Annotated in this window: 16 protein-coding genes; 12 read left to right on the top strand and 4 right to left on the bottom strand. The window is 62.3% G+C overall.

Annotation, left to right across the window (positions count from 1 at the left end):
- Nucleotides 1-88: 88 nt before the first annotated feature.
- Nucleotides 89-736, bottom strand: coding sequence for a DNA-3-methyladenine glycosylase family protein (locus ACU5AZ_RS14750; protein WP_446823101.1), 648 nt, complete (start codon nt 734-736; stop codon nt 89-91).
- Nucleotides 737-772: 36 nt separating this feature from the next.
- Between ACU5AZ_RS14750 and gluQRS the strand changes: the two genes are divergently transcribed.
- The gene (gluQRS, locus tag ACU5AZ_RS14745; protein ID WP_446823100.1) at nt 773-1,666 is read left to right on the top strand and encodes a tRNA glutamyl-Q(34) synthetase GluQRS; all 894 of its coding nucleotides are present in this window, start codon (nt 773-775) and stop codon (nt 1,664-1,666) included.
- Here the strand turns inward: gluQRS and ACU5AZ_RS14740 are convergent.
- Nucleotides 1,631-2,539, bottom strand: coding sequence for a YihY/virulence factor BrkB family protein (locus tag ACU5AZ_RS14740; protein ID WP_446823099.1), 909 nt, complete (start codon nt 2,537-2,539; stop codon nt 1,631-1,633). The two genes, gluQRS and ACU5AZ_RS14740, sit on opposite strands and share 36 nt — an antisense overlap.
- Before the next feature lie 81 nt (nt 2,540-2,620).
- Between ACU5AZ_RS14740 and ACU5AZ_RS14735 the strand changes: the two genes are divergently transcribed.
- The 8 genes from ACU5AZ_RS14735 to ACU5AZ_RS14700 all read left to right on the top strand — a co-directional run bounded on the left by ACU5AZ_RS14735 (nt 2,621) and on the right by ACU5AZ_RS14700 (nt 9,703).
- Nucleotides 2,621-3,469 (top strand): SDR family oxidoreductase, encoded by an 849-nt coding sequence (locus tag ACU5AZ_RS14735; protein ID WP_446823098.1) that lies wholly within the window; start codon nt 2,621-2,623, stop codon nt 3,467-3,469.
- Between the two features lie 19 nt (nt 3,470-3,488).
- Complete coding sequence (locus tag ACU5AZ_RS14730; protein WP_446823097.1) at nt 3,489-3,689, top strand: twin transmembrane helix small protein; 201 nt, start codon at nt 3,489-3,491, stop codon at nt 3,687-3,689.
- 40 nt (nt 3,690-3,729) lie between these two features.
- Nucleotides 3,730-4,308, top strand: a complete 579-nt coding sequence (locus ACU5AZ_RS14725; protein WP_446823096.1) for a cob(I)yrinic acid a,c-diamide adenosyltransferase — start codon at nt 3,730-3,732, stop codon at nt 4,306-4,308.
- A gap of 36 nt (nt 4,309-4,344) precedes the next feature.
- Nucleotides 4,345-5,133 (top strand): rhomboid family intramembrane serine protease, encoded by a 789-nt coding sequence (locus ACU5AZ_RS14720; protein ID WP_446823095.1) that lies wholly within the window; start codon nt 4,345-4,347, stop codon nt 5,131-5,133.
- A gap of 167 nt (nt 5,134-5,300) precedes the next feature.
- Nucleotides 5,301-6,050 carry an electron transfer flavoprotein subunit beta/FixA family protein gene (locus ACU5AZ_RS14715; protein ID WP_446823094.1) on the top strand — a complete coding sequence of 250 codons (750 nt, stop codon included), beginning with the start codon at nt 5,301-5,303 and terminating at the stop codon, nt 6,048-6,050.
- 24 nt (nt 6,051-6,074) lie between these two features.
- Nucleotides 6,075-7,004: an electron transfer flavoprotein subunit alpha/FixB family protein gene (locus tag ACU5AZ_RS14710; protein WP_446823093.1), complete on the top strand. Its 930-nt coding sequence runs from the start codon at nt 6,075-6,077 to the stop codon at nt 7,002-7,004.
- 129 nt (nt 7,005-7,133) lie between these two features.
- Nucleotides 7,134-8,015, top strand: coding sequence for a 3-hydroxybutyryl-CoA dehydrogenase (locus ACU5AZ_RS14705; protein ID WP_446823092.1), 882 nt, complete (start codon nt 7,134-7,136; stop codon nt 8,013-8,015).
- A gap of 95 nt (nt 8,016-8,110) precedes the next feature.
- Nucleotides 8,111-9,703 carry an EAL domain-containing protein gene (locus ACU5AZ_RS14700; protein ID WP_446823091.1) on the top strand — a complete coding sequence of 531 codons (1,593 nt, stop codon included), beginning with the start codon at nt 8,111-8,113 and terminating at the stop codon, nt 9,701-9,703.
- An 18-nt stretch (nt 9,704-9,721) separates the two neighbouring features.
- On the opposite strand, the gene ACU5AZ_RS14695 is transcribed toward ACU5AZ_RS14700, so the two are convergent.
- Together ACU5AZ_RS14695 and tlpA are read right to left on the bottom strand one after the other, a co-directional pair.
- Nucleotides 9,722-10,342, bottom strand: a complete 621-nt coding sequence (locus tag ACU5AZ_RS14695; protein ID WP_446823090.1) for a glutathione S-transferase family protein — start codon at nt 10,340-10,342, stop codon at nt 9,722-9,724.
- A gap of 37 nt (nt 10,343-10,379) precedes the next feature.
- Nucleotides 10,380-11,048 (bottom strand): thiol:disulfide interchange protein TlpA, encoded by a 669-nt coding sequence (gene tlpA, locus ACU5AZ_RS14690; protein ID WP_446823089.1) that lies wholly within the window; start codon nt 11,046-11,048, stop codon nt 10,380-10,382.
- A 36-nt stretch (nt 11,049-11,084) separates the two neighbouring features.
- On the opposite strand from tlpA, the gene argH reads away from it, so the two are divergent.
- The 3 genes from argH (at nt 11,085) to lysA (ending at nt 14,060) form a co-directional block, all read left to right on the top strand.
- Nucleotides 11,085-12,485, top strand: a complete 1,401-nt coding sequence (argH, locus tag ACU5AZ_RS14685) for an argininosuccinate lyase (RefSeq protein ID WP_446823088.1) — start codon at nt 11,085-11,087, stop codon at nt 12,483-12,485.
- A 98-nt stretch (nt 12,486-12,583) separates the two neighbouring features.
- Nucleotides 12,584-12,778, top strand: coding sequence for an LPS translocon maturation chaperone LptM (gene lptM, locus ACU5AZ_RS14680; RefSeq protein WP_446823087.1), 195 nt, complete (start codon nt 12,584-12,586; stop codon nt 12,776-12,778).
- A 13-nt stretch (nt 12,779-12,791) separates the two neighbouring features.
- Nucleotides 12,792-14,060 carry a diaminopimelate decarboxylase gene (lysA, locus tag ACU5AZ_RS14675; protein WP_446823086.1) on the top strand — a complete coding sequence of 423 codons (1,269 nt, stop codon included), beginning with the start codon at nt 12,792-12,794 and terminating at the stop codon, nt 14,058-14,060.

Here is a 14,060-nt window from a genome sequence, read left to right as displayed (position 1 = left end):
TAGGCGTGTTATTACAGCTATGTGAAGCCTAAATAACAATCGGCCAATGCTTTCCGCAGAACCTCCCGAATACTGTTGCCGATCGGGGTCACGTAACGGGAAGCGCCTCCCTCTGCCGGCGCCGCGCATAGTCGGCCCAGAGCAGCCGGGCGGCGACCGACCGCCATGGCGCCCAGGCCGCCGCGATCGCTTTCGTCGCCTTCTCGTCAGGCCGCTCGCCGTTGAAGAACAGGTCTCCCGCGGCCGCCCGCAAGGCAACGTCGCCGACCGGGAAAATGTCCGGATGGCCGCCGCAGAACATCAGGTAGATCTCCGCCGTCCAGGGCCCGATGCCCTTGACCGAAGTCAGCCGCGCCATGGCCTCGCCGGCCGCCATTTGCGGCACCGCATCGAGATCGAGGTCCCCTTCAGCAACGGCTGCGGCAATCCGCCTCAGGGTCGTTTCCTTGGCCCGCGACAGGCCGAAGCCCGCAATCACCGTCGGCTCGGCCGCAAGATAGGCTTCGGCGGTCACGTCACCAAGAGCCGAGACCACCCGGCCCCAGATGGCGTTGGCGCTCGCCCGCGACACCATTTGCGAGACGACGATATGGGCGATGCCGGCATAGCCCGCCGGCTGCAGCCTGAGCGGCACCATGCCAGCGCAGGCACCGATCACCGGTTCGAGACGCGGATCGGCCTGCAGGAGGGCGTCGAGACCGCGCCGGATATCCTCGTCCGAGCGAATGATGTGCATGCGCGGTGCTTTTCCCTTGGTGTGGCCGAAACAGTCGTGGCAGAAGAAATCATGCAGACCGACGACCGGCAACCCGTTTTCCGCTTCGCGCCGAGCCCCAACGGCGCGCTTCATCTCGGACACGCGCTGTCCGCCCTGATCAACCGCGACATGGCTGAAGCGGCCGGCGGCAGGCTGCTGCTCAGGATCGAGGATATCGACCTTGCCCGCTGCACGCCGGCTTTCGAAGCGGCGATGCTCGAAGACCTCGCCTGGCTGGGCTTTCCCTACGAAAAACCGCCGCGCCGGCAATCCGAGCATTTCGACGAGTACCGGCAGGCACTTCAGGCCCTGATAGAGCGCGGCCTCGCCTATCCCGCATTCATGACGCGCGGCGAGGTCAAGGCGGAGGTGGCAAAGGCGGAAAGTGAGGGCGTGGCCTGGCCCCGCGATCCGGACGGCGCGCCGCTTTACCCGGACACCGACAGAAAACGACCAATAGAGGAAAGAGACCGGCTTCTCGCCTCCGGGATGAAACACGCATGGCGGCTCGACATGGAAAAGTCCCTCGCCTCGATCGACGCTCCATTGACCTGGCTTGAAACCGGCGACGGCGCCCGCGGGATCATTCCGGCGAACCCGGCGGCCTGGGGCGACATCGTGCTGTCACGCTCGGACGCGCCGTCCAGCTATCACCTCTCGGTCGTCCTCGACGATGCGCTGCAGGGGATCACCCATGTTGTACGGGGGCTCGATCTCTTTCACGCCACGTCCGTTCACCGGCTGTTGCAGCATCTGCTCGCGCTGCCGCAACCGGTCTATCATCACCATCGGCTGATCACGGATGACGGCGGCAGGAAGCTTTCGAAGAGCCAGGGCGACACTGCCTTGTCGGCGCTGCGCGCCGCAGGTCACTCATCCACCAACATCCGACGCCTCGTCGGCCTTTAGGGCGGCGCGCTCCTTGTATCCCCGCCCGCCATATTTGCTCAAAACCTCGAATTTCATAAGGGCAGCGTTGAACTCGGCGCCGATGATAAAGATGACGCTGACGATGTTGAGGAAGATCAGAACCACCATCACAGAGGCGAGGCCCGCATAGGTCGCGGTATAATTGGCGAAGGTTGACAGATAGAGCGCGAAAAGCAGGCCGCCGCCGGCCCAGAGCAGCATCGTCAGAAGGATGCCGGGAATGATGTCGACGATCTTCCTCCGGCCGGCCGGAAGCCAGTAATGCACGCAGATCAGCCCGAGCAGCAGGACGACGAGCGTCGTGTAGATGCGCCAATTCGAAACCGCCGTCAGCGGGCCGGAGAGCCAGGGAAACTGGGTCTCGGCAAATTGCAGCGCGATCGGCACCGCCAGCAGCAGCGTACTGGCGATTGCCAGCACGATGACGGCCAGCAGGATGTAGCCGAGACTGAGGAGACGGGTCGTGTACCAGTGGCGGTTCTCGCTCACGCGGTAGGCGCGGTTCAGCGACACCCGTAGCGCCTCGACGCCGTTCGACGAGAAATAGGCGGCCGCCAGAACCGAAATGGTCAAGAGGCCGCTGCGTTGCTCGGTCAGCACCTCCGTCACCTGCTTGGAGATCGGCTCCGCGATCGCCGCCGGCCAGGTGTCGAATATGAGATGCACGGCCGTCTCGGAAAAGCGATTGGCGCCGAGGAAACTCGCCAGCGTCGTGCCGAAAATCAGAAAAGGGAAAACCGCGAGCAGCGTCGACAGCGCGACGTGACTTGCCATTGCGAAACCGTCATCGTCAATGAAGTGGAAGACCGCATCCACCGTGACCCGATATAACACCTTGATTTTCGAAATCATTCGCCCGCTGTCGATGCCTCCGGAGATTGTATCGTCTTCCTGAATATGGGAAAGCTTTGGCACTTGTACAGGAATCGATGAATGAATACCGCCCATAGCGTGACCTCTCCAGTCATCATTGTCACCGGCTGCTCTTCCGGCATCGGTGCGTTTTGCGCGCGGGCACTGAAAGCCGACGGATGGCGGGTTTTTGCCACCGTGCGGCGCGAAGAAGACCGTTCAGGCCTCGAGGTTGACGGTATCGAGACAGCGATCATGGATTACACCGATCACGCTTCGATTGCCGCCCTCGTAGAGAGGGTTACGCAGGAAACCGGCGGCCGGATCGATGCCCTCTTCAACAATGGCGCCTACGGCCAGGTCGGCGCGGTCGAAGATCTGCCGAGCGATGCATTGCGCCGGCAGCTGGAGACGAACGTGATCGGCTGGCACGAGTTGACGCGCCGCGTCATTCCGTTCATGCGCCGCCAGGGCCACGGCCGCATCGTCCAGTGCTCGTCCATTCTCGGCATCGTCCCCTATCGCTGGCGCGGTGCCTATAATGCTTCGAAATTCGCGCTGGAAGGGCTCAGCATCACGCTCGCCATGGAACTAGCCGGCAGCGGGATTCATGTCAGCCTGATCGAGCCGGGTCCGATCGCCTCACGCTTCGTCGACAATGCTCTCGTCAAGCTGCGCGAAACGATCGACATGGAAAATTCCGTGCACCGCGACGAATATCGCCGCCAGCTCGCCCGTCTTTCGGGTGAAGGGCCGCCGAACCGGCACAAGCTTGGCCCGGAAGCCGTCTATGCCGAGCTCCGCCACGCCTTGACCGCCCGCACGCCCCGCCCACATTATCCGGTGACGACTCCTGCCAAACAGGGGATCATCCTGAAGAAGATTCTGCCGGCAGCACTATTCTACAAGATCATTCGGCGCTTCGGCTGACCGGTACGGGAGGAAACGCATGTCAAACTTCACCTACATCCTGGCCCTTGCCGTCATGGCGCTGGTGGTCCTGGTCCTCATCCGCGGCCTCTACAACATGCTGAAGGGCAACAATCCGAGCCTGTCGAACCGGCTGATGCAGATGCGCATCCTGCTGCAGGCCATCGCCATCGCCCTGATCATGCTGACGCTGTGGCTGACGGGCGGCGGACGCAGCTGACGACGACGGAAAACCTCGGAACTGGAAATACGGGAATAGCATGGTCAAGCTCAACAAGATCTACACGAAGACCGGCGACGACGGCACGACGGGACTGGTCTCCGGTCCGCGGAGACTGAAACACGACCTGCGGGTGGAAGCCTACGGGACGGTCGACGAGACGAATTCGGCGATCGGCATGGCGCGCCTGCACACAGGCGGCATTGCGGATTTGGACGCGATGCTGATGCGCATCCAGAATGATCTCTTCGATCTCGGCGCCGATCTTTCTACGCCCGAGACCAACGAGCCGCCGGCCTTCGAGCCGCTGCGCGTGATCGACGCCCAGGTGGATCGGCTGGAGGCGGAGATCGACCAGCTCAATGCCTCTCTCGATCCGCTGCAATCCTTCGTTCTGCCCGGCGGGTCGCCGGCCGCCGCCAATCTGCACCTTGCCCGCACCATCGCCCGCCGCGCCGAACGGCACATGGTGGCGCTGGCCAAATGCGAGGGCGAAATTGTCGGCGCGCCGGCGCTGAAGTATATCAACCGGCTGTCGGATTTCCTGTTCGTCGCGGCGCGCTATGCCAATGACAGCGGCAAGGCCGACATTCTCTGGGTTCCGGGCAAGAACAGATAGATCGTCTGGCCCTTGCGGCCATAGGGAGGCAGGCGCATGTTCATACCGCTCTACGATGCGAATGCCCTCAAGCATATCCAGGCGCAATATGTGACGATCTCCCTGATCGTCAGCAATGTTGCCGTCTGGCTCGTCAGCGGCTTCCTGTCGACGGAAGCCTTCCAGAACGAACTCCTGATCGGCCTTGGTTATATCCCCGCCGTCGCCTTCGGCTATGGGATCCTCGATCCGAGCCTGGCGATCGCGCCGGACTATGCCACCTACGTCACCTATGCCTTCCTGCATGGCAGTTTCTGGCATCTGGCGTCCAACATGGTCTTTCTCTGGGTATTCGGAGACAATGTCGAAGACGCGCTCGGCCATGTGCGCTTCCTGATCTTCTATCTGCTGTGCGCCGCCGCCGGCGCCTTCGTCCATGGCCTGACCGCCCCACATTCCGAGGGGCCGCTCGTCGGCGCTTCCGGCGCGATCGCCGGCGTGGTCGCCGCCTACATGATCCTGCACCCCAAGGTCCGTGTCTGGATCCTTGTGTTCATGCGCATTCCCATTCCCCTGCCGGCCCTCGTCCCGCTTGCGCTCTGGATCGGCTACCAGTTCCTGATGCTGCTGATCGACAACGAAAGCAACGTCTCCTGGGGCGCGCATGCGGGCGGCATCCTCGCCGGCGCCGGACTCGTCGTCATCATGCGCCGACCGGGCGTTCCGCTGTTCGACCGGACCATGCAGACGCCGAAAGCCGTCACCCATATCGAGGCGGCGGAGAGCAGCGCGCGGATCGCGGCAGAAGCCCCGCCGCCGAAGACAATTCGTTGGGGCCGCCAATGAACATTATTGACGTGTACGTAAGCGTAATATATGCACGCTACCCATAGGATAATTCGCAGAAACGCGTTGAAATTGGGGAAAAAACGCTTATCCATGTCGCCAATCGACAATTGGGCGTACGCGCAATAGCGCATTTTCTCCCCACCGAAAGTGAAGGAAGGAATTCGATGAAGATCCTGGTCCCAGTCAAGCGCGTTGTTGACTACAACGTGAAGATCCGTGTCAAGCCGGACGGTACGGGCGTCGAGCTCGCCAACGTCAAGATGTCGATGAATCCGTTCGACGAAATTTCCGTCGAAGAGGCGCTGCGTCTCAAGGAAGCCGGCAAGGCTGAAGAAGTCGTCGTCGTGTCGATCGGCCCGGCCAAGGCCGAGGAAACGCTGCGCACCGGCCTCGCCATGGGCGCCGATCGCGCCATCCTGATCGAGACCGACGAAGCCGTCGAGCCGCTCGCCGTTGCCAAGCTCCTGAAGGGCGTCGTCGAGGCGGAAAACCCCGGCCTCGTCATCGTCGGCAAGCAGGCGATCGACGACGACTCGAACCAGACCGGCCAGATGCTGGCAGCCCTGCTGGGCTGGGCGCAGGGCACGTTTGCCTCCAAGGTCGAACTCGGCGACGGTTCCGCCAAGGTCACCCGCGAAGTCGACGGCGGTCTGCAGACCATCGAGATCAAGCTTCCCGCCATCGTCACGACGGACCTGCGCCTCAACGAACCGCGCTACGCTTCGCTGCCGAACATCATGAAGGCAAAGAAGAAGCCGCTCGACAAGAAGACGCCCGCCGATTTCGGCGTCGACGTCGCTCCGCGGCTGACGGTCCTGAAGACCGAAGAGCCTGGCGGCCGCAAGGCTGGTGTCAAGGTCGGCTCCGTGGCCGAACTCGTTGACAAGCTCAAGAACGAAGCCGGCGTGCTTTAAGGGACGGAAAGGGAGTTTAGTAATATGGCCATTCTTCTTCTGGCAGATCATCACGACGGCGCCGTTTCCGACCAGACCGCCAAGGCTCTGACCGCAGCCACGCAGATCGGCGGCGACGTGCATGTGCTCGTCGCGGGCGCAAATGTTGCAGCCGCAGCGGCAGAAGCCGCCAAGCTTTCGGGCGTCTCAAAGGTCCTGACGGCGGACGCCGGCGACTATGCCAACAACCTCGCCGAGCCGCTCGCAGCCCTGATCGTCTCGCTTTCCGGTTCTTATGACGTCATCATGGCGGCCGCCACTTCGGTCGGCAAGAACGTCATGCCGCGCGTCGCAGCGCTCCTCGACGTCATGCAGATTTCGGAAATCACCGACGTCGTCTCCGCCGACACGTTCAAGCGCCCGATCTATGCCGGCAACGCCATCCAGACCGTCCAGTCGAAGGACGCAAAGAAGGTGATCACGGTCCGCGCCGCCTCCTTCCAGGCAGCGGCAGCCGGCGGCTCCGCCTCCGTCGAGGCAGCACCCGCTTCGGCCAACCCCGGCCTGTCGAGCTTCGTCTCGGACGCACTGTCGGCCTCCGACCGTCCGGAACTGACGTCCGCCAAGATCATCATCTCGGGCGGCCGCGCACTCGGCTCCTCGGAAAAATTCAAGGAAGTCATCCTGCCGGTCGCCGACAAGCTCGGTGCCGCCGTCGGCGCCTCGCGCGCTGCCGTCGATGCCGGCTATGCACCGAACGACTGGCAGGTCGGCCAGACCGGCAAGGTGGTGGCTCCCGAGCTCTACATCGCCTGCGGCATCTCCGGCGCGATCCAGCATCTGGCCGGCATGAAGGACTCGAAGGTCATCGTCGCGATCAACAAGGACGAGGAAGCGCCGATCTTCCAGGTCGCCGACTACGGCCTCGTCGCTGACCTCTTCGAAGCCCTGCCGGAACTCGAAAAGGCACTTTGACCTTTCTTTCGCACTTGCGAAAGGACTGGAAAAATCCGAAGGTCCGGACTATCAATCTGCCGGGCGGTTTTTTAAGACCGCCCGGCTTTTTCATACAACGAGCCTGAAATGGCGCAAGGGAGAGAGGCAATGGACATGCAGATCAAGACCGTCGGCGTAGTCGGTGCGGGCCAGATGGGCTGCGGTATCGCTCAGGTCGCCGCGGCTGCCGGCTACAAGGTCCATGTGTACGATCTGAACCAGGACCGCATCGAAGCCGGCCTTGCCACCATCAACGGCAACCTCGCCCGCCTCGTCTCGAGCGCCAAGCTCGACGAGACCGAGCGCAAGGCGACGCTCGAGCGCATCACCGGCTCCTCCGACATCCAGGACATGGCCCAGGTCGATCTGGCCATCGAGGCGGCAACCGAAGACGAAACCGTCAAGCGCAAGATCTACGCCCAGATCTGCCCCGTACTGAAGCCGGAGGCCATCCTGGCAACCAACACCTCCTCGCTGTCGATTACCCGGCTGGCGTCGGCAACCGACCGCCCGGAACGCTTCATGGGCATCCATTTCATGAACCCGGTGCCGGTCATGAAGCTCGTCGAACTGGTGCGCGGCATCGCCACCGACGACACCACCTTCCGCGCCGCCAAGGGCTTTGTCGACACGCTCGACAAGACGACCACTGTTGCCGAAGACTTCCCCGCCTTCATCGTCAATCGCATCCTGCTGCCGATGATCAACGAGGCGATCTACACGCTTTACGAAGGCGTCGGCAGCGTCGAGGCGATCGACACGGCCATGAAGCTCGGCGCCAATCATCCGATGGGCCCCCTGCAGCTTGCCGATTTCATCGGCCTCGACACCTGCCTGTCGATCATGCAGGTGCTGCATGACGGGCTCGCTGACAGCAAGTATCGTCCCTGCCCGCTGCTGGTAAAGTATGTCGAAGCCGGCTGGCTCGGCCGCAAGTCCGGTCGCGGCTTCTACGATTATCGCGGCGAGAAGCCGGTTCCGACCCGCTAGGGTTCACGACCGCAAGCGGCGAAAGCCCCGCAATAGCCGCGTTCAGCGACCGTTAACGTCCCTGCGATACCCTCTGGCATGCATCGGGGGAACGTATGCGTTACAGCTATCGACTGAGGTTCTGGATGACATTCGTCCTGCTGTGCACCACGATGTGCGCAGCCGCATGGATTGCCAAGGTGAAGCTGGTCGAAAGCGCGAACCGCAGAACCCTCAGCAATATTGCCGAAACCACGGTCAGCCGCGCCACGCTCTCCGTAGACTATGCCATCGCCTCGATGGGCCGCTTGCTGGATGTCGACGGCGGCTCATGTTCGGAGAAGAGCCGCAAGCTCCTGCGGAGAGTCATCTTCGAAACGAGCAACCTGAAGGAAGTTCGTATCCGCGAAGGTCAGCTGACCTGCTGGGGGCTGAACGGCGCAACCGACGGGCTGGACACAGCGATCAAATTGGCGCCGAAGGTGCCCGCCGCCAATCACTTCTTCAGTCTTTTCCTCCTCAACGCCTCCGCCTGGCAAGGCCTCGGCATCCGCTGGCAACTCAGCGAAACACACGACATCATCGAGATCATCAACCCGGGAACGCTCTACGACATCCTCCCGCCCGACCTGCGGTCGCGGGCAAACATCCGCCTGCTTCTTTCCGACGGGACCGTCTTCGCGCGCTATATCTCCAGTGGCGACTTCGAATGGCGGACAACGAACGCGGAAGTCTACACGGCAACCTCGGGCCGTTTCCCGATAAGGGCGGAGATCGAGGTCGACCGGCAGTTCCTGCTTGGCTGGCAGCAGCAGATCCACCCGGCCGCCCTGATCGGTGTGGGACTGGTGATCTGCCTTCTCTCCTTCTTCGTCACCCGCGGCATCGTGCGCGGCAAGGGAATGGCAGACGATATCGACGCCGCCATCCGCTCCGGTCAGATCCGGCCCTACTATCAGCCGATTGTCAGCATCTCGACCGGGGAAGTCATGGGTTTTGAAGCTCTCGCGCGCTGGATTCGCAACGATGGCACCCTCATCCCGCCCGACAAGTTCATCCCCTTCGCCGAAGAGACCGGTCAGATCGAGACGATCACCCACAGCCTTCTGAAGACCGCAGGCGAGGATATTGGCGAGCACCTGCGTGCTGACCCGCGCCTGAAGATGAGCTTCAACGTGACGCCCACACAGTTCCTGAAGGCCGGATTCGCCTCCAACCTGCTCGAGCAATTCCACCGCAACGGTCTGCCACCGGCCTCAATGGTCGTGGAAATAACAGAACGCCAGTCGCTCGGAGACAAGGAGGCCGCGCGCCGGGTTGCCGAAGAGCTCTCTGCCTTTGGCGTCAGGATCGCGATCGACGACGTTGGCACCGGGCACAACGGCCTGAGCTCCATTCACGGCCTCGGCGCACAGTATCTGAAGATCGACAAATACTTCGTCGACAGTCTGACGGTGAACAAGAAGTCCCTGGTGCTCATCGAGATGATGGCGTCGATTGCCAGGGAATTCGGCATGACGGTCGTCGCCGAAGGCATCGAAACAGCCGAGCAGGCCACTATTCTCGCCCGCCTGGGCATTACCGAGGGTCAGGGCTATCATTTCCACCGGCCGGTACCGGCCGCGCAACTCAAGTCCCTTCTGACACGCGCCCCCGAACAGGGCCCGCCGGCAAAGAAGACCAGGGGCCTTCGCAAGGCAGCGGCCTGATTCTCGCCAATTCCGGACTCAGGTCAGCGGGATCATGACGGCCTTCCGATAGGCCGGACGCTCCTTGAGCCGATCGTACCAGGCTTCCAGCGCGGGCATCGACGGGCGTTCGATATCCATTTCAAACCAACCATAGGCGATCACGCCAAGCGGAATGTCGCCCAGACCGCAGACGTCTCCTGAGAGATAGGGCTGCTTCTCCAGCGCAGCATTGGCGATTGCCAGCCCCTTGGCCACGGTTGCTATGCCGCGCTCGACGGCGGCCATGTCGCGCTTGCCGGGTTCGGTGCGCACCATGTTCCAGAAGACGTCACGAAAGCCGCCGCCGAGGGTCGCCGGTGTCCAGTCCATCCATTTTTCTGCGCTAGCCTTGCCGGCGAGGTCCGTCGGCCCGAAACCGTCGGCCCCATATTTCGCAGAGAGATATCGAACGATGGTGTTTGACTCCCAGAGAACGAAGCCTTCGTCCTCGATCACCGGCACGAGGCCGTTCGGATTCATGGCACGGTAGCCGGGATCGTTGACGACGCCGAACACCCCGCCGGCATCGATCCGTTCATAGGAAAGGCCGAGTTCTTCGGCGATCCAGAGAACTTTCTTGACGTTGGTCGAATTGGTGCGACCCCAAATTTTCAGCATTGGACGTTCTCCGTGATCTCTGCTTTCTTGCCCGAAATCAGCTTCCGATTGCCGCGCCGATCAAAGCCTTCGCATCCGGGCTGTCCCAGACGGCCGGCCCGTTCATGGCGCCGAGCAGGCAACCGTCCTCGCCAATCAACATGGTTGCGGGAAGTCCGAAGGCAAGCCCTTCCTTCTTCATCGTGTTGAAGACACCCATCGTGCTGTCGTGGTAGAGCGCCAGCGACTGGATGTTGTAATCCTTGTAGAAGCCTTTCGGCTTCGTGTCGTCGCCCGTGTCGATGTTGACGGCGACGACCTGGAACTTGTCGTTGCCGAGTTCGCGCTCAAGCGCGTCCAGCGCCGGCATTTCCTCACGGCAGGGCACGCACCATGTCGCCCACATGTTGAGCAGCACCGTCTTGCCTTTGAAGCTTTCCAGCGTGTGCGGCTTGCCGTCGGCATCCTTGAAGGCAAGCGCAGGAAGCACACGCGGCTCGCTGACGGCGTTCATAGCCGCGACCTCGCCGACAGTGAACTTGGTAAGCTTGCCGATCTTCTCCTGGTCGACCTTGCAATTGTCCGAAAGCCCTGCCACCTCGGCCATGCTCTTGCCAGAGGCGGCGTGCTTCACGTATACCGCAGCCGCGCCAGCCACCATCCCCGCGACGGCGGCAATGGCAATCAGTTTGACGGAAGGCAGGCGGAAGCTTTTCTTTTCTGTCATTTCGTACTCCAGACCACTCTCCAAGGCAGGCACTTCATGGCGGACTCGACGGACAGCAAATCCTCCAACCAGATGTGGGGCGGGCGTTTCGCTTCCGGACCGGATGCGATCATGGAGGAAATCAACGCCTCCATCGGTTTCGACAAGAAACTCTTCGCCCAGGACATTTCCGGCTCGATTGCGCACGCCACCATGCTTGCCTCCAAAGGCATCATCACGGAAACCGATCGCGATCAGATCGTCGCCGGTTTGAACACGATCCGTGGCGAGATTGAAAGCGGCAATTTCGAGTTCTCACGCAAACTTGAAGACATTCACATGAACGTCGAAGCGCGGCTTGCGACGCTGATCGGCCCCGCCGCCGGCAGGCTGCACACCGCCCGCTCGCGCAACGACCAGGTCGCCGTCGATTTCCGCCTCTGGGTCAAGGAAGAGCTCGGCCGCATGGAAAAGGCGCTGACCGGCCTGATCGCCGCCTTCCTGGACCGTGCCGAAGAGCACGCCGACACCGTCATGCCCGGCTTCACCCACCTGCAGACGGCCCAGCCGGTGACCTTCGGCCACCACTGCATGGCCTATGTGGAAATGTTTGCCCGCGACCGCTCACGCGTCCGCCACGCCATCGATCACCTCGACGAAAACCCGCTCGGGGCTGCGGCACTCGCTGGCACCGGCTTTGCCATCGACCGGCACATGACCGCCAAGGCGCTTGGTTTCCGCGAACCGACCCGCAACTCGATCGACACCGTGTCCGATCGTGACTTCGCGCTCGAATTCCTCGCGGTCGCCGCCATCTGCGCCACGCATCTCTCCCGCCTCGCGGAAGAAATCGTCATCTGGTCGACGCCGCAGTTCGGCTTCGTACGCCTGTCGGACGCCTTTTCGACCGGCTCCTCGATCATGCCGCAGAAGAAGAACCCGGATGCCGCCGAACTGGTGCGCGCCAAGACCGGCCGCATCAACGGTTCGCTGATCGCGCTCCTGACGGTGATGAAGGGCCTGCCACTCGCCTATTCCAAGGACATGCAGGAAGACAAGGAACAGGTCTTCGACGCCGCCGAAAGCATCGAGCTGGCGCTTGCCGCCATGACCGGCATGGTCCGCGACGTCACCATCAACAAGGACCGCATGAAGGCCGCTGCCGGCTCGGGCTATTCGACCGCCACCGACCTCGCCGACTGGCTGGTCCGCGAAGCCGGCCTGCCGTTCCGCGAAGCCCATCACGTGACGGGTCGCGCGGTCGCCATGGCCGAAGGCAAGGGTTGCGATCTCGCCGCCCTCAGCCTTGCCGACCTGCAGTCGATCAACCCGGCGATCACCGACAAGGTTTTCGACGTGCTGACAGTCGAGGCTTCCGTCGCCAGCCGCACCAGCTTCGGCGGCACGGCGCCATCGGAAGTCCGCAAGCAGATCGCCTATTGGCGCTCGCGGAACTGATCAGTACGCTTGATCTGTCCGATCACGAGAATCGGGGTGCACAAGCGTCCCGATTTTCGCTATGACGGCTTCACGATAAACTTCCGGCAAGAACCCAAATGCAAAAAGCGATCCGAAGCATCACCCTTTCCGCCGCCGTACTGGCGCTTGCAGGCCTGGCCCTTTCAGGATGCGGCCGCAAGGGCGATCTCGATCCGCCGAGCACGCCGATCGAAAAACAGAACACGAAGGCCGTCGACACCAGCAAGGTTGAGGTGCAGGACAAGCCGTTCATTCTCGACCCCCTTCTCTGACAGGTAGACGTCCGTGAACCATTTCGAATACCGCGACGGCATTCTCTATGCCGAGGATGTGCCCGTGCCGGAAATCGCCAAGGCCGTTGGTACGCCGTTCTATTGCTATTCCACCGCAACGCTTGAGCGCCACTACAAGGTCTTCTCCGGCGCCTTCGCCGACGTCGATTCGATGGTCTGCTACGCCATGAAGGCCAACTCCAACCAGGCCGTCCTCAAGACGCTCGGCCGACTTGGTGCCGGCATCGACGTGGTGTCGGAAGGCGAACTGCGCAGGGCGCTCGCCGCCGGCATTCCGGCAAACCGCATCATGTTTTCGGGCGTCGGCAAGAAGCCGTCGGAAATGGACCTCGCGCTCGAAGCCGGTATCTACTGCTTCAACGTCGAATCCGAGCCGGAGCTGGAAATCCTCAACCAGCGCGCCCTTGCCGCCGGCAAGCAGGCTCACGTTTCCTTCCGCATCAATCCGGATGTGGACGCCAAGACCCATGCCAAGATTTCGACCGGCAAGAAGGGCGACAAGTTCGGCATTTCCTACGAGCGCGCCCGCAGCGTCTACGCGCACGCCGCAACCCTCAAGGGCATCAAGGTCACCGGCATCGACATGCACATCGGCAGCCAGATCACCGATCTGCAGCCGTTTGCCGACGCGTTCCGCCTGCTGCGCGAACTCGTCGACACGCTGCGCGCCGACGGCCACACCATCGAGCATGTCGATATCGGCGGCGGCCTTGGCATTCCCTATCGCGACGATAACAACCCGCCGCCCCTTCCCGACAGCTTCGCGGAAATCGTCAAGGGGCAGCTGAAGGATCTCGGCTGCAAGATCGTCGCCGAACCGGGTCGTCTGATCGTCGGCAATGCCGGCATCATGGTCACCGAGGTGATCTATGTGAAGGACACCGAAGACAAGACCTTCGTGATCGTCGACGGCGCGATGAACGACCTCATCCGCCCGACGCTCTACGAGGCGTATCACGAGGTCAAGCCGGTCCGGATCTCCGCCGCCAACTCTCCCTGGATCAAGGCCGATGTCGTCGGCCCGGTCTGCGAGAGCGGCGACTTCCTCGCGAAAGACCGGGAGATGGCCATGCCGAAGCCGGGCGACCTGCTCTGGGTCGGAAGCGCCGGCGCCTATGGCGCGGTGCAGGCGGGCACGTACAATACCCGTCCGCTGATCCCGGAAGTCCTGGTTAAGGGCGGCGATTTCCATGTCATCCGTCCGCGCCCGACCTACGACGAACTGATCGGTCTCGACTCCGTGCCAGCCTGGCTCGACTGA

It is taken from the genome of Rhizobium sp. PAMB 3182 (assembly GCF_052908355.1).
The sequence above is the reverse complement of the archived record's forward strand: the minus strand, read 5'-3'. Positions and strand labels throughout refer to the sequence as shown.

Excerpts from the sequence above, each read along its gene's own strand:
- ACU5AZ_RS14750 (WP_446823101.1), bottom strand. The coding sequence starts at position 736 with ATGCACATCATTCGCTCGGACGAGGATATCCGGCGCGGTCTCGACGCC.
- ACU5AZ_RS14740 (WP_446823099.1), bottom strand. The coding sequence starts at position 2,539 with ATGATTTCGAAAATCAAGGTGTTATATCGGGTCACGGTGGATGCGGTC.
- ACU5AZ_RS14735 (WP_446823098.1), top strand. The coding sequence starts at position 2,621 with ATGAATACCGCCCATAGCGTGACCTCTCCAGTCATCATTGTCACCGGC.
- ACU5AZ_RS14730 (WP_446823097.1), top strand. The coding sequence starts at position 3,489 with ATGTCAAACTTCACCTACATCCTGGCCCTTGCCGTCATGGCGCTGGTG.
- ACU5AZ_RS14725 (WP_446823096.1), top strand. The coding sequence starts at position 3,730 with ATGGTCAAGCTCAACAAGATCTACACGAAGACCGGCGACGACGGCACG.
- ACU5AZ_RS14720 (WP_446823095.1), top strand. The coding sequence starts at position 4,345 with ATGTTCATACCGCTCTACGATGCGAATGCCCTCAAGCATATCCAGGCG.
- ACU5AZ_RS14715 (WP_446823094.1), top strand. The coding sequence starts at position 5,301 with ATGAAGATCCTGGTCCCAGTCAAGCGCGTTGTTGACTACAACGTGAAG.
- ACU5AZ_RS14710 (WP_446823093.1), top strand. The coding sequence starts at position 6,075 with ATGGCCATTCTTCTTCTGGCAGATCATCACGACGGCGCCGTTTCCGAC.
- ACU5AZ_RS14705 (WP_446823092.1), top strand. The coding sequence starts at position 7,134 with ATGGACATGCAGATCAAGACCGTCGGCGTAGTCGGTGCGGGCCAGATG.
- ACU5AZ_RS14700 (WP_446823091.1), top strand. The coding sequence starts at position 8,111 with ATGCGTTACAGCTATCGACTGAGGTTCTGGATGACATTCGTCCTGCTG.
- ACU5AZ_RS14695 (WP_446823090.1), bottom strand. The coding sequence starts at position 10,342 with ATGCTGAAAATTTGGGGTCGCACCAATTCGACCAACGTCAAGAAAGTT.
- tlpA (WP_446823089.1), bottom strand. The coding sequence starts at position 11,048 with ATGACAGAAAAGAAAAGCTTCCGCCTGCCTTCCGTCAAACTGATTGCC.
- argH (WP_446823088.1), top strand. The coding sequence starts at position 11,085 with ATGGCGGACTCGACGGACAGCAAATCCTCCAACCAGATGTGGGGCGGG.
- lptM (WP_446823087.1), top strand. The coding sequence starts at position 12,584 with ATGCAAAAAGCGATCCGAAGCATCACCCTTTCCGCCGCCGTACTGGCG.